Annotated in this window: 16 protein-coding genes; 11 read left to right on the top strand and 5 right to left on the bottom strand. The window is 74.6% G+C overall.

What is annotated here, in order from left to right:
* Nucleotides 1-80 precede the first annotated feature (80 nt).
* Together aceB and ABT026_RS03095 are read right to left on the bottom strand one after the other, a co-directional pair.
* Entirely contained in the window at nt 81-1,703 is a 1,623-nt protein-coding gene (gene aceB / locus ABT026_RS03100; RefSeq protein ID WP_351111540.1) for a malate synthase A, read from the bottom strand.
* Between the two features lie 101 nt (nt 1,704-1,804).
* On the bottom strand, nt 1,805-2,449 hold the full coding sequence (locus ABT026_RS03095; RefSeq protein WP_351111538.1) for a nucleotidyltransferase family protein: 645 nt from the start codon (nt 2,447-2,449) through the stop codon (nt 1,805-1,807).
* Between the two features lie 247 nt (nt 2,450-2,696).
* Between ABT026_RS03095 and ABT026_RS03090 the strand changes: the two genes are divergently transcribed.
* Nucleotides 2,697-3,056 (top strand): DUF5955 family protein, encoded by a 360-nt coding sequence (locus tag ABT026_RS03090; protein WP_351111536.1) that lies wholly within the window; start codon nt 2,697-2,699, stop codon nt 3,054-3,056.
* Between the two features lie 661 nt (nt 3,057-3,717).
* Here ABT026_RS03090 and ABT026_RS03085 read toward each other — a convergent pair.
* A complete protein-coding gene (locus ABT026_RS03085) occupies nt 3,718-4,497 on the bottom strand; it encodes an IclR family transcriptional regulator (protein WP_351111534.1) in 780 nt (259 codons plus the stop codon).
* Between the two features lie 172 nt (nt 4,498-4,669).
* Between ABT026_RS03085 and allB the strand changes: the two genes are divergently transcribed.
* The 3 genes from allB to ABT026_RS03070 all read left to right on the top strand — a co-directional run bounded on the left by allB (nt 4,670) and on the right by ABT026_RS03070 (nt 8,473).
* Nucleotides 4,670-6,079, top strand: coding sequence for an allantoinase AllB (gene allB / locus ABT026_RS03080; protein WP_351111532.1), 1,410 nt, complete (start codon nt 4,670-4,672; stop codon nt 6,077-6,079).
* Nucleotides 6,076-7,191, top strand: coding sequence for an allantoicase (gene alc / locus ABT026_RS03075; RefSeq protein ID WP_351111530.1), 1,116 nt, complete (start codon nt 6,076-6,078; stop codon nt 7,189-7,191). Before allB ends, alc begins: the two co-directional genes overlap by 4 nt.
* Nucleotides 7,192-7,291: 100 nt before the next feature.
* Nucleotides 7,292-8,473 carry a cytochrome P450 family protein gene (locus ABT026_RS03070; protein ID WP_351111528.1) on the top strand — a complete coding sequence of 394 codons (1,182 nt, stop codon included), beginning with the start codon at nt 7,292-7,294 and terminating at the stop codon, nt 8,471-8,473.
* A gap of 127 nt (nt 8,474-8,600) precedes the next feature.
* Here ABT026_RS03070 and ABT026_RS03065 read toward each other — a convergent pair whose 3' ends face one another.
* Nucleotides 8,601-9,611 carry a Gfo/Idh/MocA family protein gene (locus tag ABT026_RS03065; protein WP_351111526.1) on the bottom strand — a complete coding sequence of 337 codons (1,011 nt, stop codon included), beginning with the start codon at nt 9,609-9,611 and terminating at the stop codon, nt 8,601-8,603.
* A gap of 329 nt (nt 9,612-9,940) precedes the next feature.
* Between ABT026_RS03065 and ABT026_RS03060 the strand changes: the two genes are divergently transcribed.
* The 7 genes from ABT026_RS03060 (at nt 9,941) to ABT026_RS03030 (ending at nt 20,567) form a co-directional block, all read left to right on the top strand.
* Nucleotides 9,941-10,945: a sugar ABC transporter substrate-binding protein gene (locus tag ABT026_RS03060; protein WP_351111524.1), complete on the top strand. Its 1,005-nt coding sequence runs from the start codon at nt 9,941-9,943 to the stop codon at nt 10,943-10,945.
* Nucleotides 10,942-11,988, top strand: a complete 1,047-nt coding sequence (locus ABT026_RS03055) for an ABC transporter permease (protein WP_351111522.1) — start codon at nt 10,942-10,944, stop codon at nt 11,986-11,988. Before ABT026_RS03060 ends, ABT026_RS03055 begins: the two co-directional genes overlap by 4 nt.
* Nucleotides 11,985-12,863 (top strand): ATP-binding cassette domain-containing protein, encoded by an 879-nt coding sequence (locus tag ABT026_RS03050; RefSeq protein WP_351111520.1) that lies wholly within the window; start codon nt 11,985-11,987, stop codon nt 12,861-12,863. Before ABT026_RS03055 ends, ABT026_RS03050 begins: the two co-directional genes overlap by 4 nt.
* Nucleotides 12,864-12,984: 121 nt before the next feature.
* The gene (locus tag ABT026_RS03045) at nt 12,985-14,163 is read left to right on the top strand and encodes an ROK family glucokinase (RefSeq protein ID WP_351111518.1); all 1,179 of its coding nucleotides are present in this window, start codon (nt 12,985-12,987) and stop codon (nt 14,161-14,163) included.
* Entirely contained in the window at nt 14,160-14,780 is a 621-nt protein-coding gene (locus ABT026_RS03040) for a sugar kinase (RefSeq protein WP_502967883.1), read from the top strand. Before ABT026_RS03045 ends, ABT026_RS03040 begins: the two co-directional genes overlap by 4 nt.
* Nucleotides 14,781-15,009: 229 nt before the next feature.
* On the top strand, nt 15,010-17,940 hold the full coding sequence (locus ABT026_RS03035; protein WP_351111516.1) for an SCO1167/SCO6262 family helicase: 2,931 nt from the start codon (nt 15,010-15,012) through the stop codon (nt 17,938-17,940).
* A gap of 695 nt (nt 17,941-18,635) precedes the next feature.
* Nucleotides 18,636-20,567 (top strand): SWIM zinc finger family protein, encoded by a 1,932-nt coding sequence (locus tag ABT026_RS03030; RefSeq protein ID WP_351111514.1) that lies wholly within the window; start codon nt 18,636-18,638, stop codon nt 20,565-20,567.
* 41 nt (nt 20,568-20,608) lie between these two features.
* Here ABT026_RS03030 and ABT026_RS03025 read toward each other — a convergent pair whose 3' ends face one another.
* Nucleotides 20,609-21,109 (bottom strand): hypothetical protein, encoded by a 501-nt coding sequence (locus tag ABT026_RS03025; protein WP_351111512.1) that lies wholly within the window; start codon nt 21,107-21,109, stop codon nt 20,609-20,611.
* Between the last annotated feature and the right edge of the window lie 3 nt (nt 21,110-21,112).

Genomic DNA, 21,112 nt, shown 5'->3' with positions numbered 1-21,112 from the left:
CCCCCTGGGGACACCCCGGAGCCGCAGGCCGGCCGTGACCGGTGTGCGGCGGCCGGGAGGGCGCGCCGCAGCCCGCGCGGTCAGCCGGCCAGGTGCCCGTACGCCGGCAGCGTGAGGAACTCCTCGTACTGCTCGTCGAGAGCCACCTTCAGCAGCAGGTCGTGCGCCTCCTGCCAGCGGCCCGCCGCGAACGCCTCCTCGCCCAGCTCGGCGCGGAGGTTCTCCAGCTCCTCGGCGGCGACCCGGCGCGCCAGCTCCGGGGTGGCCTTCTCACCGTTCTCGAACTCCACGCCCGCGTTGATCCACTGCCAGATCTGCGACCGGGAGATCTCCGCGGTGGCCGCGTCCTCCATCAGGTTGAAGATGGCCACCGCGCCCAGGCCACGCAGCCACGCCTCGATGTACCGCATGCCCACCTGGACCGCGTTGACCAGACCGGCGGAGGACGGCCGCGCCTCCAGCGAGTCGACCGCCAGCAGGTCGCCCGCTCGCACCTCGACCTCCTCGCGCAGCCGGTCCTTCTGGTGCGGGCGCTCGCCCAGCACCGCGTCGAAGGACGCCCGGCACAGCGGCACCAGGTCCGGGTGCGCCACCCACGAGCCGTCGAAGCCGTCGCCGGCCTCCCGGTCCTTGTCGGCCCGCACCTTCTCCAGAGCGACCTTGTTGACCTCCTCGTCACGCCGCGAGGGGATGAACGCCGCCATGCCGCCGATCGCGTGGGCGCCCCGCCGGTGGCAGGTGCGGACCAGCAGTTCGGTGTAGGCGCGCATGAACGGGGCCGTCATGGTGACCGAGTTGCGGTCCGGCAGGACGAACTTCGGTCCGCAGTCACGGAAGTTCTTCACGATGGAGAACAGGTAGTCCCAGCGGCCGGCGTTCAGCCCGGAGGCGTGGTCGCGCAGCTCGTAGAGGATCTCGTCCATCTCGTAGGCGGCCGTGATCGTCTCGATCAGCACCGTCGCCCGCACCGAGCCCTGCGGGACGCCCAGGGCGTCCTGCGCGTACACGAAGACGTCGTTCCAGAGCCGGGCCTCCAGGTGGGACTCCAGCTTGGGCAGGTAGAAGTACGGACCCTTGCCCATCTCCAGCAGACGACGGGCATTGTGGAAGAAGTACAGGCCGAAGTCGACCAGCGCGCCCGGCACCTTCTCGCCGTCGACCTCGAGGTGGCGCTCCTCCAGGTGCCAGCCGCGCGGCCGCATCACCACCGTCGCCAGCTCCTCGTCCGGGCGCAGCGCGTACGACTTGCCGGAGGCGGGATCGGTGAAGTCGATGCTCCGCGTGTAGGCGTCGGTCAGGTTGGCCTGGCCGAGCACCACGTTCTCCCAGGTGGGGGAGAGGGCGTCCTCGAAGTCGGCGAGCCAGATCCGCGCGCCGGAGTTGAGCGCGTTGATGGTCATCTTGCGGTCGGTGGGGCCGGTGATCTCGACCCGGCGGTCCTGCAGCGCGTCGGGACACGGGGCCACGCGCCAGGTGTCGTCCTCGCGGATCGCCGCCGTCTCGGGCAGGAAGTCGAGGGAGGCGGTGCGGGCGATCTCCTCACGGCGCCGGGCGCGGCGCTCGAGCAGCTCGCCGCGGCGCGGGGCGAAGCGGCGGTGCAGCTCGGCCAGGAAGGCGAGCGCCTCACCGGTCAGGACCTCCTCCTGCCTGGGCAGCGGCTCGGCGTCGACGACGACGGCCGGGGACGGCGCGGTAGCGGACATCAGCGGACTCCTTCGGCACGGCACTTCTGGGCATTCCGTACATCTGCACGTCAGTACTTCTGGACAGTGGACAACAGTTTCCTCATGGCGGAAAGCCGGGGTCAACGCCCAGGCCGCAGCCGGGCCAGATCCGCCGCGGTGTCGATGTCGTAGGGATGGGCCAGATCCCCGCACTCCACCCGCACGACCTCCGCCTCGCGCGCCTTCAGGTAGGCACGTGCCCCCCGGTCGCCCACGGCATCCGCGGCGATCCCCGGCCAGTGCGCGGCGCCGAACAGCACCGGATGGCCGCGTGCCCCGGCGTACGCCGCCGACACCAGCGCTTTCGAAAGCGCCCGCGCGCCCTCGGCGAGAGCCGCCTCCAGCACCCGCCGCACGGCCGGCGCGCCGATGCCGGGCTGGTCCACCAGGAGAACCAGCGCGGCCTCGGCGCCGGTCCCCTCCAGCGAGGCCAGTCCGGCGCGCAGCGACGCCCCCATGCCCTGCTGCCAGTCGGGGCTGTCGACCAGGACGCAGTCGGGCAGGCGGGCCCGCGCCCGGACCTCCTCGGCTGCCGCGCCGAGCACCACGTGGACGCGCGCACAGCCGCCGGCGCGCAGGGCCTGGGCCGCACCCTCCACGAGGAGGGCGCCGCGGTCCTCCAGCAGGGCCTTGGGGCGGCCCCCGAGCCGCCGCCCGCCGCCCGCGGCGAGCAGCAGTCCGGCGACCTTCTCGGCGGTCTCCGGGGCCCGATGAGTGTCTGTCATGGGTATTGCATACCTGACCTGGGCGAACGGCGTCGCGGGCCTGTGGACAACCGGCAGCTTCGTTGCCGGGAGTGAACCCTATGGGTGGAATTTGTCGCCTTGGAGTGGCGCGAGCGCGCCGGGGTGGCGTTTACTGGCTGCCCCGCGTTCCTCGGCGCCTGACCAGTGCCGTGCGCGGGAGGGGTCGCGCATGAGCGAGCGCATGATCTGCGCGGCGGCTCGTGGCCCTGGTCCCAGGGGAGTCGACGTGCGAACACGGTGCCCGGCCGACGACGTGAGGGGGAGTGCGGTGTTGCGGAGTTTGGAACGTCCGCCGGCCGACGGCCGGGGGGAGGACCCGCGGGTGGCGGGGCTGAAGGCCGCCGTGGCGCGGCTGCGGCGGGAATTGGCGTCCTATCAGGTGGAGTTCACCGACCGGGCGGTCGCCGAGGAGGAGATCGCGGGTCTCGCCGCGCTCGCGGCCGAGGGCTCGCCCGATCCGGCCCGGCTGCGGCGGTCGCTGCTGCTGATCGCGAGCGCGGTCGGATCCGTCTCCGCCCTGGCCGGCGGCATGCGCGACGTCCGCCACGCGGTGGAGCGGTTCGACTCCCCGGCCGCTACAGTCTGACGGCTCGTCCGGGTGCGCCGCTGGTCGGCGAGGCGACGGGGCGGCGGGCTGTGGGGCCGCGGGGTGGCGGTGCTGCCCGCGCTGCCGGAGCCGGGGCGGGCGACCGCCGACGGTGCGTCCCGGGTCGGGCTGTCCGATCCGCAGGGGGTGCGTGTGGCGGGGCGGCCGACGGGGCCGCCAGGGCCCTGGGGCCGGGTCGCCCGTGCGTCAGGTTCGCCCGCCTCGACGAGCGGTCCGCCTCGACGGGCGGTCGCCTCGACAGGCGGTCCGCCGGGTCCGCCGCCGATCGGTTGCCCCTACGGGGACGTCCGCCCGAACTCCGGTTCGGCGCCTGCCCGGTAGGGCTGCTGCCGCGCCCGAGTATCCGCCCCGCGCGGTGTCACTGCGCCGGGCCGTCGCGTCCCGGACGCGCCTGCGACGCGGGCCCGCCCGCTGTGGCCCGCCGGACCGATGCCCACCCGCTGCAGGTCGGTCGGTTTCGGTCGGTTCGTCGGGTGGGCCGGCGCCTCGCCGGTGCTGCCGTCGGCCGGGCGGCGAGGGCGGCCCCAGGCGGACCGGGGCGTCGCCCTCCGATGTCCGCCTGACGCGGTGTCCGCCCGTCGGCCGGGCCGCCGGGACGACCACCACGGCGGACCACCACGGCGGACCACGGCGGCGGGGCTCACGGAGTGGGAGCGGCTCCCCGCAGGGTCTCGCCCAGCTCGGCCGCGACCGCCCGCAGCACCGGCACGATCCGTTCCGTCGCCTCGTCGGTGAGGCGTCCCGCCGGCCCGGACACCGACAGCGCCGTCCGGGTGGGCGAGCCGGGCACCGCCACCGCCAGGCAACGGACGCCTATCTCCTGCTCGTTGTCGTCCACCGCGTACCCGGCCCGCCGGACCTCCTCCAGCGCCGCGAGGAACGCGTCGGGCGTGGTGATGGTCCGGTCCGTCGCCGCCGGCATCCCGGTGCGGGCGAGCAGCGCCCGCACCTCCTCGGGCGAGGAGTCGGCCAGCAGCGCCTTGCCCACGCCGGTGGAGTGCGGCAGCACCCGACGGCCCACCTCGGTGAACATCCGCATCGAGTGCCGGGACGGCGCCTGGGCCACGTACACCACCTCGTCGCCGTCCAGCAGCGCCATGTTGGCCGTCTCCCCGGTCTCCTCGACCAGCCGGGCCAGGGACGGCCGCGCCCACGAGCCCAGCAGCCGCGACGCGGATTCGCCCAGCCGGATCAGCCGCGGCCCGAGCGCGTACCGGCGGCTCGGCTGCTGACGGACGTAACCGCAGGTCACCAGGGTCCGCATCAGGCGGTGGATGGTCGGCAGGGGCAGGCCGCTGTCCGTCGCCAGTTCGCTCAGGCCGACCTCGCCGCCCGCGTCCGCCATCCGCTCCAGCAGGTCGAAGGCGCGCTCGAGGGACTGGACCGATCCGCTCGGTGAGCTGGGCGTCGGCACGGGCATGGTCCTTTCGACCGGGGTCCGGAACGGGGGAAGCGTAGCCGCACCACGCTGCGGCGCGGCGTCGGCCGGTGGCTCTTGACGGGGCGGGGGCGCGGAGGAATCCTTCAACAAATCGTTGAAGCACGCCGGTTCACCCGGTCCGGCGCGCGGAGCGGGAGAGGGGGCCGTCCTCGTGCCCGAAGCAGGAACGCCCGGGACGGAACTGGTGGTGCGCTCCACCCGCGTGGTCACCCCCGAGGGGATCCGCCCCGCCTCCGTCATGGTCTCCGTCTCCGACGGGGTGATCACGGACGTGGCGGGTCACGACGCCCCCGTCCCGGCCGGCGCCCGCATCGAGGACCTCGGCGACCTCGCCGTCCTCCCGGGCCTGGTGGACACCCACGTCCATGTGAACGACCCCGGCCGGGAGCACTGGGAGGGCTTCTGGACCGCCACCCGCGCCGCCGCGGCCGGCGGCGTCACGACGCTGATCGACATGCCGCTCAACTCCCTCCCGCCGACCACCACCCCACGCCACCTCGAGATCAAGCGGGAGGCCGCACGGGGCCGCGTCCACGTCGACGTCGGCTTCTGGGGCGGAGCCGTCCCCGCCAACGCGGGCGGACTCCGTCCGCTCCACGAGGCGGGCGTGTACGGCTTCAAGGCCTTCCTCTCACCCTCCGGCGTCGAGGAGTTCCCCGAGCTGGACCTCGGGCGGCTGGCCCACGCCATGGACGAGATCGCTGCCTTCGACGGCCTGCTCGTCGTGCACGCCGAGGATCCCCACCGCCTCTCCGAGGCTCCGCCCTGCGGCGGTCCCCGGTACGCCGACTTCCTGGCCTCCCGGCCCCGCGGGTCCGAGGACAGCGCCGTCGCCCAGGTCCTCGCCCTGGCACGCGAGTCCGGCGCCAGGGTGCACATCCTGCACCTGTCCTCCTCCGGCGCCCTGCCCCTGGTCGCGGCCGCCCGGGCCGCCGGCACCCGGGTCACCGCGGAGACCTGCCCGCACTACCTGACCCTCACCGCGGAGGAGGTCCCCGACGGGGCAGCCGAGTTCAAGTGCTGCCCCCCGATCCGCGAGGCGGCCAACCAGGACCTGCTGTGGCAGGGCCTCGCCGACGGGACCGTCGACTGCGTGGTCACCGACCACTCCCCGTCCACCGCCGACCTCAAGACCCCGGACTTCGCCACGGCCTGGGGCGGCATCTCCTCCCTTCAGCTCAGCCTGTCCGCCGTCTGGACCGAGGCCCGCCGCCGCGGGCACGGACTGGACGACGTGGTGCGCTGGATGGCCGAACGCACCGCCGCCCTCGCCGCTCTGGAACACAAGGGAGCCCTCGCCGCGGGCCGCGACGCCGACCTCGTGGCCTTCGACCCGGACGCCTCGTTCACCGTCGACCCGGCCGGCCTCCAGCACCGCAACCCGGTCACCGCCTACGCCGGCCGCACCCTGCGGGGTGTCGTCCGCTCCACCTGGCTGCGCGGACGGAGGATCCACCGGGACGGCGCGTTCACCGAACCCTCGGGCCGCCTGCTGGACTCCCGGCCGACCGCCCGCCGCACCGCCGACCGCACGCCCGAAAGGCAGGACCCCCTCACGTGACGGCGATCCCCCGCTTCACCGGCCCCGCCGAGCCCTACCGGGGCGGCGACCCCTACGCCGACCACCGCACGGCCCGGTTCCCCTTCTCCGGCCTGCCCGACCTGGCGGACCGCCGGCTCGGGGCGGCCGTCATCGCCGCCAACGACGAGTTCTTCGCCCCCCGGGAGAACCTGCTGCTGCCCGGGCCCGCCGTCTTCGAGCCGGACGTCTTCGGCCACAAGGGCAAGGTGATGGACGGCTGGGAGACCCGCCGGCGCCGCGGCGCCTCCGCCGAACACCCCTGGCCCACTGCCGAGGACCACGACTGGGCGCTGGTGCGTCTCGGCGCCCCCGGCGTGGTCCGCGGCGTCGTGGTGGACACCGCCCACTTCCGCGGCAACCACCCGCAGGCGATCTCCCTCGAGGGCACCGCCCTGCCGGGCACGTCGTCGCCCGGGGAGCTGCTCGCCGACGGTGTGCCGTGGACCCCACTGGTGCCGCGCACCCCCGTCGGCGGCCACGCGGCCAACGGCTTCGAGGTGTCCGTCGAGCAGCGGTTCACCCACCTGCGGGTGCGCCAGTACCCCGACGGCGGCATCGCGCGGCTGCGGGTCCACGGCGAGGTCGTCCCCGACCCCGGGTGGCTGACCGCGCTGGGCGTCTTCGACGTCGTCGCGCTCGCCAACGGCGGCGTCGTCGAGGACGTCTCCGACCGCTTCTACTCCCCGGCCTCCCACACGATCCTGCCCGGCCGGTCGTCCCGGATGGACGAGGGCTGGGAGACCCGGCGGCGGCGCGACCGCGGCCACGACTGGATCACCTACCGGCTCGCGGCCCAGGCGTCGGTACGGGCCGTCGAGATCGACACCGCCTGCCTCAAGGGCAACAGCGCCGGCTGGGCGTCCGTCTCGCTGCGCGACGGCGAGGACGGCCCCTGGACCGAGATCGTCCCCCGCACCCGGCTCCAGCCCGACACCAACCACCGCTTCCTCCTGCCGGGCCCGGCCACCGGCACCCACGCACGCCTCGACGTCCACCCCGACGGCGGAATCTCCCGTCTCCGCCTCCACGGCGCCCTGACCCAGGACGGAGCCCAGGCACTCATCGCCCGGCTGCGCGGACCGGACCGCTGACGCCCGCGCGCCCCACCGCTCCCGGAACTCGCCGTGCCCCCCACCCGTTCTACGGGCCGGGGGGCACGGGGCGTCCCCGAGCGACGCACAGGGGGATCCGATGACGGACGTGGTGGACCTTCGGCAGTACGGCGAGAGCTTCCGCGCCGACCCGCACCCGGTGTACGCCGAGTTACGGCGCAAGGGGCCGGTGCACCGGGTGCTGCTGCCGGCGCCCGACGAGTACGAGACCTGGCTGGTCGTGGGGCACGAGGAGGCGCGCGCCGCGCTCGCCGACCCGCGGCTGTCCAAGGACCCGGAGAAGCTCGGCTCCAGCAGGTTCGACGGCGACCCGGTGGGCAAGCACATGCTGGCCTCCGACCCGCCCCAGCACACCAGACTGCGCACCCTGGTCTCCAGGGCGTTCACGCCCCGCCGGGTCGAGGCGCTGCGCCCGCGCGTCCAGGAGATCACCGACGAACTGCTCGACCGGATGCTGCCCGCGGGCCGCGCCGACCTCGTCGAGTCGCTCGCCTACCCGCTGCCCATGGCGGTGATCTGCGAGCTCCTGGGCGTCCCGGAGGGCGACCGCGCCGCCTTCCGCACCATGTCCAACGACGCCGTCGCGCCGGCCACCGAGGCCGACCGGCAGAAGGCAGCGGAGTCCTTCGGCACCTACCTCACGCGACTGATCGAGGACAAGCGGGCCGCCGGGCCCGGCGACGACCTGCTGAGCGAACTCATCGACGTGGCCGGCGACGACGGGGACCGCCTCTCCGACCGGGAGCTCATCGGCATGGCCTTCGTCCTGCTGCTCGCCGGACACGAGACCACGGTCAACCTGATCACCGGCGGGGTCCACGCCCTGCTCACCCACCCCGACCAGCTGGAACTGCTGCGCGCGGACATGGGGCTGCTCGAGGGAGCCGTCGAGGAGACCCTGCGCTACGACGGACCGGTCGAGACGGCCACCTTCCGCTTCGCCGCCGAGCCGCTGGAGCTGGCCGGCGTGCCCGTCGCCCGGGGCGACCAGGTGATGATCGGCCTCGCCGCCGCCAACCGGGACCCCGGCCGTCACCTGGACCCGAACCGCTTCGACATACGCCGGGTGAGCACCGGGCACCTGGCCTTCGGCCACGGCATCCACTTCTGCCTGGGCGCGCCGCTGGCCCGGCTCGAGGCCCGGATCGCCATCGGCTCCCTGCTGCGGCGCGCTCCCGGCCTCGCCCTGGACGGCCCGCCCGGCGAGTGGCTGCCCGGCATGCTCGTCCGCGGCCTGCGCACCCTGCCGCTGAAGTGGTGACGGGCGGGCCTCGGCGCCGGTGACAGCTCAGGGGCCCGCGGCACGCCGGTGACAGCTCAGGGCTCGCGGCGCGCCGGGGGAGACCCGGCGGCCGCCGTCCCGTGGCGCGCGGGCCGGCCCACCGGGATCAGTACAGCCCGGAGGGAATCTCGCCGAGGTGGACGGGGCGCCGCTCGCGGCGGGAGAGCTCGCAGGCCTCCGCGACGCGCAGCGCCTCCAGCGCCTGCCGGCCGTCGCACGGGTTGGGCCGGTCGCCCCGCACCACGTCCAGGAAGGTGTACAGCTCCGCCTGGTAGGCCGGGGCGAACCGCTCCAGGAACCCGGACCACGGTTTCTCCGCCGCGGCCGGGCCACCCGGCCCGGCGGAGAAGAACGGCGTGCGCTCGTCGAGGCCCACCACGATCTGGTCCAGCTCCCCGGCCAGCTCCATCCGCTGGTCGTACCCCGAGCCGTTCAGCCGGGTCCCGGTCACCGTGGCCAGCGTCCCGTCGTCCAGGGTGAGGACCACGGCCGCCGTGTCCACCTCCCCGGCGTCCCGGAACATCGAGGGACCGGCGGCCGACCCCGCGGCGTACACCTCGGCCACCTCGCGGCCGGTCACCCAGCGCAGCGAGTCGAAGTCGTGGATCAGCACGTCCCGGTACAGCCCGCCGGACAGCACCAGGTGCTCCGCGGGCGGCGGCGCCGGCTCGGCGGACAGCGCCCGCACCGTGTGCAGCCGCCCCAGCCTGCCGTTCCACACCGCCTCCTGCGCGGCCACGTGCGCCGCGTCGAAGCGGCGCTGGAAGCCCATCTGCAGCACCGTGCCCGCCGCCTCGACATCGGCGATCGCCTCCAGCGTGGACCGCAGGTCCAGCGCTATCGGCTTCTCGCAGAACGCCGGCAGCCCGTACCGGGCGGCGCGCCGGATCAGGTCGGAGTGCGCCGAGGTCGCCGCCGTGATGACCACCGCGTCGACGCCCCAGCTGAAGACCTCGTTCACACCGGGCGCCACCGTCGCCCCCAGCCGCTGGGCGATCTCGTGGGCCCGGTTCTGGTCCGTGTCGGTGACGACCAGGGACCCCACCTCGCTGTGTCGGCTGAGGACGTGGGCGTGCAGGGCCCCGATCCGTCCCGTACCGATGACTCCGATGCGCATGAGGACAAAAAATGGCCCTCACCTGACGTGATGTCAAAGCGCATGTCCGTTTGACCGGACATACGGTTTCACTTCCACCACCGATCGGCCGCGCCCTCCCGCGCCCGGCGACCGGGAGGCCCGATGCCCCTGTGCCGGCCCGTCCGGGCGTCGGCGTGACGCATTCCACGCCTTCGGCGGGAAGGCCCGCGATGCCTCCCCCCGCCGACCTTCCCCCCATCCGGATGTTCGATAATGCTGCGTTCGGGTGCGGCCGCCGGTGGCCGCACCCGGTGCCGCACAACGCGGACGAAGATCCGTGGAAACGAGAAGGAAGAAGGTCACGCCTCGTGGGACGGTTTCGGACCTGGGTGGGTATCGCGGTGGCGGGGGCGCTGTGCGTCTCGGTCGCGGGCTGCAGCAGCACCGGCGGCAAGCGCGCCGAGGACGCCCGGAAGGCCTCGGCGTCCCAGGGCAAGGCGGCGGTGAACACTCCCGAGTGGACGTTCGCCATGATCACCCACTCGGGTGACGGCGACACCTTCTGGGACATCGTGCAGAACGGCGCCGAGCAGGCCGCCGCCAAGGACAACATCAACTTCCTCTACTCCCACGACGCCGAGGCGCAGCAGCAGGCCCAGCTGGTGGACGCCGCCGTGGACAAGAAGGTCGACGGCATCATCGTCACCCTCGCCAAGCCGGACGCCATGAAGGCCGCCGTCGACCGCGCCGTGAAGGCCGGCATCCCGGTGATCACGGTCAACTCCGGCTCCGACGTCTCCAAGGACTTCGGCGCCCTCACCCACATCGGCCAGGACGAGACCGTGGCGGGCCGCGCCGTCGGCGAGGAGCTCAACGAGCGCGGGCGCAAGCGGGTCCTGTGCGTGCTGCACGAGCAGGGCAACGTCGGTCACGAGCAGCGGTGCGACGGCGTGAAGGAGACCTTCGACGGCAAGGTCGAGAACCTCTACGTCGAGGGCACCAACATGCCCGACGTCCAGTCCTCCATCGGCGCCAAGCTGCAGGCCGACAAGAAGATCGACGCCATCGTCACCCTGGGCGCCCCCTTCGCCGACACCGCCGCGAAGGCGAAGGCGGAGACCGGCAGCAAGGCCGAGATCGACACCTTCGACCTCAACGGCAAGGTGGCCGCCAGTCTGAAGGACGGCACCCTCGGCTTCGCCGTGGACCAGCAGCCCTACCTCCAGGGCTACCAGGCCGTCGACCTGCTGTGGCTGTACAAGTACAACGCCGACGTCCTCGGCGGCGGTCAGCCCGTCCTGACCGGCCCGCAGATCGTCACCAAGGAGCAGGCCGCCGAGCTGGCCGAGTACGCGGAGCGGGGAACCCGATGAGCACCACCACCCCGGCCGTCGCCGCGGTGGACGAACGACTGCTGCGCACCTCGCCGCTGCGGCGGGTGCTCGGCAGGCCCGAGCTGGGCGCCGTGGTGGGCGCCGTCGCCGTTCTCGTCTTCTTCGCCTTCGCCGCCGACAGCTTCCTGACCGGCGCGGGCCTGAGCACCGTCCTGTACGCCGCCTCCACCATCGGCATCATGGCCGTCCCGGTGGCGCTGCTCATGATCGGCGGCGAGTTCGACCTCTCCGCGGGCGTGCTGGTCACCTCGTCGGCGCTGATCTCGTCGATGTTCAGCTACCAGACCACCGCCAACGTCTGGGTCGGCGTGGGCGTCTCCCTGCTGGTGACGCTCGCCGTCGGCGCCTTCAACGGCTTCATGCTGACCCGCACCAAGCTGCCGAGCTTCATCATCACGCTCGGCACCTACCTGATGCTGATCGGCATGAACCTCGGGTTCACCAAGCTGATCAGCGACACCGTCTCCACCCGGTCCATCGCGGACATGGACGGCTTCTCGCAGGCCAAGGCGGTGTTCGCCTCCACGCTCACCGTCGGCGGGATCAACTTCAAGATCACCATCCTGTGGTGGCTGGCGCTGATCGCCGTCGCCTCCTGGATCCTGCTGCGCACCCGGGCGGGCAACTGGATCTTCGCGGTCGGCGGCAACGGGACGGCGGCCCGGGCGGTCGGCGTGCCGGTGCGGGCCACCAAGATCGGCCTGTACATGGGCGTGGCCCTGGCCGCGTGGATCTCCGGCCAGCACCTGCTCTTCAGCTACGACGTCGTCCAGTCCGGCGAGGGCGTCGGCAACGAGCTGATCTACATCATCGCGGCGGTGATCGGCGGCTGTCTGATCACCGGCGGGTACGGGTCCGCCGTCGGCTCCGCGGTCGGCGCGCTCATCTTCGGCATGACCAGCAAGGGCATCGTCTTCGCCGAGTGGAACCCGGACTGGTTCAAGTTCTTCCTCGGGGCGATGCTGCTCCTGGCGACCCTGCTCAACCACTGGGTCCGCAAGCGCGCGGAGGCGACGAAGTGACCACGGCGACCGAACCGACCGCCGAGCGGACCCCCGGGGCGGCCCCCCTGGTCGAGCTCGAAGGGGTCAGCAAGTACTACGGCAACGTGCGCGCCCTGGAGGGCGTCTCCCTCCAGGCACGGGCCGGTGAGATCACCTGCGTGCTGGGCGACAACGGCGCGGGCAAGTCCACCCTCATCAAGATCATCTCCGGTCTGCACGGTCACGACGCCGGCTCCTTCCGCATCGCGGGCGAGGAGACCCGGCTCGCCGGCCCCCGAGAGGCACTGGACCGCGGGATCGCCACCGTCTACCAGGACCTGGCGGTCGTCCCGCTGATGCCGGTCTGGCGGAACTTCTTCCTCGGCTCCGAGCCCGTCAAGGGGCGCGGCCCCTTCCGGCGCATGGACGTCGACCTCATGCGCCGCACGGCCCGCGCCGAGCTGCTGCGCATGGGCATCGACCTGCGGGACGTCGACCAGCCCATCGGCACGCTCTCCGGCGGCGAGCGTCAGTGCGTGGCCATCGCCCGCGCGGTGTACTTCGGCGCCAAGGTGCTCGTCCTCGACGAGCCGACCGCGGCGCTGGGCGTCAAGCAGTCGGGTGTGGTCCTCAAATATGTGGCGGCCGCCAGGGACGCCGGGCTGGCCGTTGTGTTCATCACCCACAACCCTCACCACGCCCACCTGGTCGGCGACCGCTTCGTGCTGCTCAAGCGCGGCACCATGGCGGGCCACCACACCCGCGACAGGATCACCCTCGACGAGCTGACCCGGCAGATGGCCGGCGGCGACGAGCTGGAGGACCTGCGGCACGAGTTGGAGCGTCCGGGACCGCCCGCTCCCGGCGGCCCGGAGGCCGCGAAGGGGGCGGACGAGGAGCGTCCGCGGCCGTGACCGGAGCGACAGGACGGACCGGGGTTCCGGGGCCGGTGGGACGGGCGGGACGCCCGGGGCGGACGGGCCGGGTGGGGCGGCGCCATGCGGCGGCTCCTCGGATTGAGGCAGAATCGGCGCGATGAGCACCTACCGCGACCTCGCACTGCCCCGGGCGCTGAACCCGGCCAGGGCGGCCGGAGCCCCCATCGGCTCGCGCCGTACCCCCGTCCTCAGGACGGTCGGCTCCCGGGAACGCCGTTCGCACCTGTCGGCGCCCCGCGTGCCCACGGTCGGGATCGACATCGGCGGTACGAAGGTGATGGCCGGCGTCGTCGACGCCGACGGCAACATCCTGGAGAAGCTCCGGGCCGAGACGCCGGACAAGTCCAAGAGCCCCAAGGTCGTCGAGGACACCATCACCGAGCTGGTCCTGGACCTCTCCGACCGGCACGACGTGCACGCCGTGGGGATCGGTGCGGCCGGCTGGATCGACGCCGACCTCAACCGCGTGCTCTTCGCCCCGCACCTGTCCTGGCGCAACGAGCCGCTGCGCGACCGGCTGGCCGAGCGCCTTTCGGTGCCGGTGCTCGTGGACAACGACGCCAACGCCGCGGCATGGGCGGAGTGGCGGTTCGGGGCAGGCAAGGGCGAGGACCACCTCGTCATGATCACGCTGGGTACCGGCATCGGCGGCGCCATCCTCGAGGAGGGCCGGGTCAAGCGGGGCAAGTTCGGCGTGGCCGGGGAGTTCGGCCACATGCAGGTGGTCCCCGGCGGGCACCGCTGCCCGTGCGGCAACCGCGGCTGCTGGGAGCAGTACAGCTCCGGCAACGCCCTGGTCCGCGAGGCCCGGGAACTGGCCGCGGCCGACTCCCCGGTCGCCTACGGCGTCCTCGAGCACGTCAAGGGCGACATCTCCGCGATCACCGGGCCGATGATCACCGAGCTGGCCCGCGAGGGCGACGCCATGTGCGTCGAGCTGCTCCAGGACATCGGGCAGTGGCTCGGCGTCGGCATCGCCAACCTGGCGGCCGCCCTGGACCCGTCCTGCTTCGTGATCGGCGGCGGCGTCTCGGCCGCCGACGACCTGCTGATCGGCCCGGCCCGGGACGCCTTCCGCCGCCAGCTCACCGGCCGCGGCTACCGCCCCGAGGCCCGGATCGCCCGCGCCCAGCTCGGCCCCGAGGCCGGCATGGTCGGCGCCGCCGACCTGTCCCGGCTGGTCGCCCGCCGCTTCCGCCGGGCCAAGCGGCGCCGCACCGAGCGCTTCGAACGGGTCCCCGACGCGGCCGCCCGCACCTCCGGGGACGGCCTGTGACCGACGCCCGGCCGCCACAGCCCGGCGGTGACGTCGAGCCGTCCCGCCCGGACGCGCCCCAGGACCCGCTGCTGCTGGCCGGCGACGACCCGGAGGCCCGCCGCAGGGTGATCCGGCGCCGCGCGCTGACACTGCTGACCATCGTGCTGCTGATCGGCGTCCCGGCCGTCTACCTGGTGATCTCCGGCGCCCAGAGCCGGGACAGCGGCAAGGACAAGGAGGCACGCTACTCCGCGACCGGCCTCACCTGGGGCTGGCCCTCCAAGGTGCAACGCCGCATCTACCAGGTGCCCATCCCGCACCCGGCGGAGCTGGTCGCCCAGTACGAGACCAACAACTGGCGGACCAGCCGGCTGCACGTCCAGTTCCTGACCACCGACGCGGGCCTGGACACCTTCCTGCGGTCCATGGGCGTCACCCGCGAGGACCTGGTCGAGGGCAGGATCACCATCAGCGACCGCGACCGGAGCACCGCCGGGTGGGAGTTCCGCGGGGCAGGCCCCTGGTACGGGCTGACCCACGCCCAGGAGGACCCGCTCCCCACGCAGGACGTGGTCGTCAACATGTCGGATCCGGCTAACCCGATGGTGTACGTGGTTTCTCGCGCAACGCCCTGACCTGTGGGTACGTAGGGTGCAAGGGGTCGTTCCCCGCCCGTCGCAGGGTGGTGGACGACCCTCCTGCCGTGTCGGGGGACCGCGGCGCGCGCCGGTTGTCGGAACCCGAACGTAGAGTCGAAAACAGTTGGCGAACGACCCGGCGGAAGCGCCGGGGCGAACCATCCCGGCGGTCGACCCGTGAGAACGGCTTCGCGGCCGGGGCGCGGAAGAGGAGGAGGGCAGAGGCATGCACGGCACCGGCAACACCACCACGGCACTCGCACGCCTGGCCGCGGTCTTCCTCCCGGCCACCCTTCCCCGCGAGGGGCGCGTCGCCTTCTGGGACCCGGCAGGGGAGCCGCCGCCGGACGGCGCACCCACCACGGAGCTCACCGTGGTCCGGGCCCACGGAGCGGGCGTCCGCCGTCGCACCGTCCCCGCCGTCGTCCTCCCCGTCGTCGCGGCCCTGCCGCTGCTGGTGCGCGCGCGTCAGGACCCGGGAGCCCATCCCGCCACCGTCTGCTGGGGCGCCGCCGCGCTGCACGCCCTGAGACTGGTCGCCCGGGGCCGGCTGCTGCCCGGTCTCACACCCGAGGGGTACGACGCCTGGCGCGCCGGCCCGCTGGAACCCGAGGACGCCGCCCACCTGCGGGCGGTCGCGGCCGCCCTCCCGCCCGAGGGCCACGCCGTCCCGCTGCCCGGCCCCGCCCCGCTGCGGCTGCCCGGCCCCGAGGCGCTGGTCCGCGCCTTCGTCGACGCGGTGGCCGACGCCCTGCCCCGCACCCCCGCCGCCCCGCACGCCGTCGGAGGCCCCTTCGCCGCGCCCGAGGCCCAGCACCTGCCCGGGGCCCACGAATGGGCGGCCGAGGTCGCGTCCGGGATGGACGCCGGGGTCCGCGTCTCGCTGCGCCTGGACCTGTCCGCGTTCAGCCTCTTCGACAGCGGTGACTCCGACGGCGGAGCCACCGGCCCGGCCGGTGAGGGCCACGCAGCCGGCGCCGTCACGCGCCGCGCCGGCGCCGCCGTCGTCCAGGTGCACAGCCTCGCCGACCCGACGCTGATGGTCGACGCCGCCGCGCTCTGGGCGGGCGAGGCCCCCGACGCCTTCGGCCCCCGGGCGCGCGTCGACGCCGCGCTCGCGATCCGCCGCGCCGCCCGGGTCTGGCCGCCGCTGGAACGCCTCACCGAGCAGCACGTCCCCGACGTGATGGCCCTGGGCGAGGAGGAGGTCGCCGACCTGCTGGGCGTGGCCGCCTCCCGGCTGGCCGCCGCCGGGGTCACCGTCCACTGGCCCCGGGACCTCGCCCAGGACCTCGCGGCCACCGCCGTGGTCCGCTCCGCCCCGGGCTCCGCCACCGACGGCACCGGGTTCTTCGAGAGCGAGGACCTGCTCCGCTTCGAATGGCAGCTCGCGCTGGGCGGCGAGCCCCTGACCGAGGCCGAGATGGACACCCTGGCCGAGGCCCACCGGCCCGTCGTGCGCCTCCGCGACCGCTGGGTGGTCGTCGACCCCGCCCTGGCCCGTAAGGCCCGCAAGCGCGACCTCGGCCTGCTCGACCCGGTCGACGCGCTCGCCGTGGCCCTCACCGGCTCCGCCGAGGTCGACGGCGAGACGGTCGAGGCGGTGCCGGCCGGCGCCCTCGCCGCCCTGCGGGACCGCCTGGTGGCGGGCCCGCAGCCCACCTCCCCGCCCCCCGGCCTCGACGCCGAGCTGCGCGACTACCAGCTGCGCGGTCTCGCCTGGCTCGACCTCATGACCTCGCTCGGACTCGGCGGCTGCCTCGCCGACGACATGGGCCTGGGCAAGACGATCACCCTGATCGCGCTGCACCTGCGGCGCGCCGAGCGCGACCTGGCCGGCGGGGACCCGGTGGACGGAGACCCGGTGGACGGCGACCCGGCCGGCGGGAAGCGGGCCGGCAGGCCCACGCTGGTGGTCTGCCCCGCCTCCCTGCTCGGCAACTGGCAGCGCGAGATCCACCGGTTCGCCCCCGGCGTTCCCGTCCGCCGCTTCCACGGCGCCGGGCGCACCCTCGCCGACCTCGACGGCGGCTTCGTCCTCACCACGTACGGCACCATGCGCTCCGCCGCCGAGGAGCTCGCCGAGGCGGGGTGGGGGATGGTCGTGGCGGACGAGGCACAGCACATCAAGAACCCGTACTCGGCGACGGCCCGTGCCCTGCGCACCATCCCCACACCCGCGCGTGTCGCGCTCACCGGCACCCCCGTCGAGAACAACCTCTCCGAGCTGTGGGCACTGCTCGACTGGACCACGCCGGGTCTGCTGGGGCCCCTGAAGTCCTTCCGCGCCCGGCACGCCCGCGCGGTGGAGGGCGGCGAGGACCCGGACGCCGCGGAGCGGCTCGCCCGGCTGGTCCGGCCCTTCCTGCTGCGCCGCCGCAAGTCCGACCCCGGCATCGTGCCGGAACTGCCGCCGAAGACCGAGACGGACCGCCCGGTTCCGCTCACCCGCGAGCAGGCGTCGCTCTACGAGGCGGTGGTCCGCGAGTCGATGCTGGTCATCGAGGGCAGCGAGGGAATCGCCCGCCGTGGCCTGGTCCTCAAGCTGCTGACCTCGCTCAAGCAGATCTGCGACCATCCCGCGCTCTACCTCAAGGAGGGCGTCTCGCCGGACCGGGCCCGCGCCGACCGCTCCGGGAAACTCACCCTGCTCGACGAGCTGCTGGACACGGTGCTCGCCGAGGACGGATCGATGCTGGTCTTCACGCAGTACGTGGGCATGGCCCGGCTGATCACCGCGCACCTCACCGCCCGGTCCGTCCCCGCCGAGATGCTGCACGGCGGCACCCCCGTCCCCGAGCGGGAGCGGATGGTCGACCGCTTCCAGGAGGGCGGCACGCCCGTTCTGGTGCTCTCCCTCAAGGCGGCCGGCACCGGCCTGAACCTCACCCGCGCGGGGCACGTCGTGCACTTCGACCGCTGGTGGAATCCGGCGGTGGAGGAGCAGGCCACCGACCGCGCGTACCGCATCGGGCAGACCCAGCCGGTGCAGGTGCACCGGCTGATCACCGAGGGCACGGTGGAGGACCGCATCGCCGAGATGCTCGAGGCGAAGCGGGCGCTGGCGGACGCGATCCTCGGTTCCGGCGAGGCGGCCCTGACCGAGCTCACCGACCGCGAACTCACCGATCTCGTCTCCCTCCGGAGGCCGGCATGACCCCGCCGCACGTTCCCGACCACGGCGACGCCGCCGACGACGACCTGGGCCGCACGGGCAGGGCGGCCGTCCCGGGGGAGGACCCGGGCGGCCGGCCCGAGGAGGACGCGACCTCGGGTGACGGGGCGGCCTCCGGCGGTGGCCCGGCTTCCGGCGACGATCCCGGCTGCCCCGGCACGAACGGGACCGGCGGCGGCCCCGTGGTCCGTCGCGAGGATGCGCTGGACCCGGAGGTAGCGGAACCGGATGCGCCGGATCCGGCGGTGGCGGACCCGGACCCGGCGGGGAACCCGGCAGAGGCGGCGCGGCGTGCGCTGCGGGTGGCGCGGGCGTTGGCGCGCCCCGCGACGCCGGGGGAACGCGGCACCGAGCGTTCCGGCCCGGCCGTGACCCCCGCTCCGGCCACCGGGGCGAGCCCTTCCGCTGCTGCCCGCGCGGCCATCCGTCGCCGTCCGGCGGCTGCGGACGCCCCGACCGGGCGAGGACAGGGACCGGACGAACACGGCGGGAACGGGGCGGAGGGAGCCGTTCGGTCGGGGCCGGCGGAACGTGCCCGCGAGGCCCTGCGCGCCGCCCGGGCAGCGGAGGCCCGTACGGACAGGGCGGGCTCGACGGAGGACGCGGCTGCGGGAGCGGGTAACGACCGGGCGGTCGACGCCTCGTCGGCCGCTGACGGCAAGACGTCGGTGTCGCCCGTGAGGAGGCTCGCTGATCTGGGCGCCGCCGTGCCCCGGGGCGGTGCGGCTCTGCCCGATCGGTCCGCGGCCGCGGGCGGCATCCCCGCGGACGGTCCCACCGCTGACGGTTCTGCTGCTGGCCACACCTCCGAGGCCCGCTCCACCGAGGGCCGCGCCCCTGCGGCCGGTTCCGCCGTGGCCGCCCCCACCGCAGACGGCCCTGCTGAGGGCCGCACCCCTGCTGACGGCTTCGCCGAGGACCGCTCCGCCAAGGTCGGCTCCACCGCGGACGGTCCCGCTGAGGACCGCACCCCAGCTGACGGCTTGGCCGAGGACCGCTCCGCCGAGCACGGATCCGCCAAGGACCGCTCCGCCGAGCACGGCTTCGCCAAGGACCGCTCCACCGAGCACGGCTCCCTCGGGGAACTTCCCGCAGGCGGGGATCTTCCCGAGGACCATGACGTCCCCGCGGCTGACGCCTCGGCCCGCGACCGGTCGGGGATCGGCATACCGGCCGGTGAGGCCGGGGAGGGGCACGCCGCGTCGCGCCGGGCCGGGCCGCCGCGACCCCCCGTGCAGGACACCCTCCCGCACGACGATCCCGCGCCCGCAACCCGGCCCCGCGGTGCGGGTGCCGAGCTCCGCAAGACGTTCGACCGGCTGCCCCCGCGCGAGCAGGGCGCGGCCCTCGCCGGCACGCCCTGGGGCGAGGCATGGATCACCGCGCTCACCGAGCGGGCGCTGGACCCCGCCCGGCTGGCCCGGGGCCGTCGTTACGCCGAGGAGGGCCGGGTCGACTCCGTCACCGTGACGCCCGGGCTCGTCCTCGCGTACGTGCACGGCAGCCGCCCGCGCCCCTACCGTGCCCAGGTCCGGGTCCGCACCCTCGACGAGGACGAGTGGGAGGCGTTCCTGGACGCCGTGGCGGAGCGGCCCGCCCACATCGCCGCGCTGCTCGACCGGCAGCTGCCGGAGGCCCTGATCGAGGGCGGTGTCGGCGCCCCGCTGCTGCCGCGCCGGGGAGACCTGCTGCCGTTCTGCGGCTGCCCCGACACCGGCCGCCCCTGCAAGCACGCCGCCGCACTCTGCTACCAGACCGCCCGGCTCCTCGACGCCGACCCCTTCGCGCTGCTCCTGCTGCGCGGCCGGGGCGAGCAGGAGATCCTCGACGCCCTCTCCCGCCGCAACGCCGCCCACGCCGCCCGGGCGGCGGCCGAGGCGCACGCCGCCCGCCAAAACGCGGCCGGCGGGCGTGACGGGGGAGTGCTCGAGGGCGTGCGGGCCACGGAGGCGCTGGCCCGTGGGGCGTCGGGGCTGCCGCCCCTGCCCGCCCCGCTGCCGCCGCCCCCGCACCCTGGTCATCCGCCCGCCTACCCCGCGGCCCCGGGCGGCCCCGACCCCTACGCGCTGGACCAGCTGGCCACGCACGCCGCCGCCCGCGCCCTCGCCCTGCTCACCACCGGCGAGGACCCGGTGGGCGAGCTGACCCTCTGGCAGGACGCCGTGCGCATCGCGGCGGCCCGTCCCGGTTCGGGGCTGACCGCCACGACCCGCACCCTCTACGCGTCCCTCGCCGCAGCGTCCGGCCGCACCCCCGTCGACCTGGCGCGCGCGGTCGCCGCCTGGCGGCAGGGCGGCCTCGCGGGCCTGGCCGTGCTGGAGGGCGAGCCGTGGAACCCGCCGGCCGGCCGTTTCGACCGCGCCCGCCCACTCCTGACGGCCGCCGGGCTGCCGCCGTTCCGCCCCTGGTGCAACCGCCTCACCCACCCGGTGGGGCACGCCCAGCTACGACTCGGCCAGGACAACCTCTGGTACGCCTACGAGTCGGAACCCGGCGCGGACGACTGGTGGCCGCGCGGTGCCGCCGATCCGGACCCGGTCGGCGCGCTCACGGCCCTCGGCCCGGCACTCGACCCGGCCGAACTCCCCCCGGACCCGCCGCTGCGCTGACGTCCCGTCGTCGGACGGCGTGTCACCGTGGGTTCACTGCCTCACCCGCCCTGAACCAGCCGGGCCAGCTCGCCGACCGCGGTCGCCAGCGGGACCACGGGCTCGGCGATGGCGGTCAGACGGTCCAGGGCCCTGCGCAGCACCCCCGGCTGCGGTTCGCTCTCCGCCAGTTCCTCGCGGAGCCTGCGCAGCTCCACCCGCGGTGTGCTGCCGTCAGCGAGCTCGTCCTGATGCTGGTCCAGCAGCAGTTCGATGCGGGTGAGCAGTTCCTCCACCCGGGCCGACTGCTCGCCGGTGAAGGCCGCTCCGACGGCCACCTGCCCCGCCTCGGCGCGTGCGCCCTGCCCGACGGCCTGGTTGCCCACCTGGCTGTGGCCCCCGTACTGCTGGATCCCGTGGTTCACCTGAGCGGCCCGGTCCTGGCCGTTCGCCTGATCCTGGCCGTTCGCCTGATCCTGACCGTTCGCCTGATCCTGTGCCCGCGCCCGCGCCTGTGCCTGCGCGTGAATCTGCCGGATCTGACCGTTCTCCTGGTCGGACACGAC

Origin of the sequence: Streptomyces sp. NPDC002734, from assembly GCF_040295685.1 — a bacterium.
In the GTDB taxonomy this organism is placed as follows: domain Bacteria; phylum Actinomycetota; class Actinomycetes; order Streptomycetales; family Streptomycetaceae; genus Streptomyces.
This window is presented reverse-complemented; position numbering and strand designations above follow the sequence as displayed.

What these genes read in the sequence shown, in the direction of transcription:
- ABT026_RS03055 (WP_351111522.1), top strand. Translation starts at nt 10,942, where the DNA reads ATGAGCACCACCACCCCGGCCGTCGCCGCGGTGGACGAACGACTGCTG.
- ABT026_RS03045 (WP_351111518.1), top strand. Translation starts at nt 12,985, where the DNA reads ATGAGCACCTACCGCGACCTCGCACTGCCCCGGGCGCTGAACCCGGCC.
- ABT026_RS03035 (WP_351111516.1), top strand. Translation starts at nt 15,010, where the DNA reads ATGCACGGCACCGGCAACACCACCACGGCACTCGCACGCCTGGCCGCG.
- ABT026_RS03085 (WP_351111534.1), bottom strand. Translation starts at nt 4,497, where the DNA reads ATGCCCGTGCCGACGCCCAGCTCACCGAGCGGATCGGTCCAGTCCCTC.
- ABT026_RS03070 (WP_351111528.1), top strand. Translation starts at nt 7,292, where the DNA reads ATGACGGACGTGGTGGACCTTCGGCAGTACGGCGAGAGCTTCCGCGCC.
- ABT026_RS03065 (WP_351111526.1), bottom strand. Translation starts at nt 9,611, where the DNA reads ATGCGCATCGGAGTCATCGGTACGGGACGGATCGGGGCCCTGCACGCC.
- ABT026_RS03095 (WP_351111538.1), bottom strand. Translation starts at nt 2,449, where the DNA reads ATGACAGACACTCATCGGGCCCCGGAGACCGCCGAGAAGGTCGCCGGA.
- aceB (WP_351111540.1), bottom strand. Translation starts at nt 1,703, where the DNA reads ATGTCCGCTACCGCGCCGTCCCCGGCCGTCGTCGTCGACGCCGAGCCG.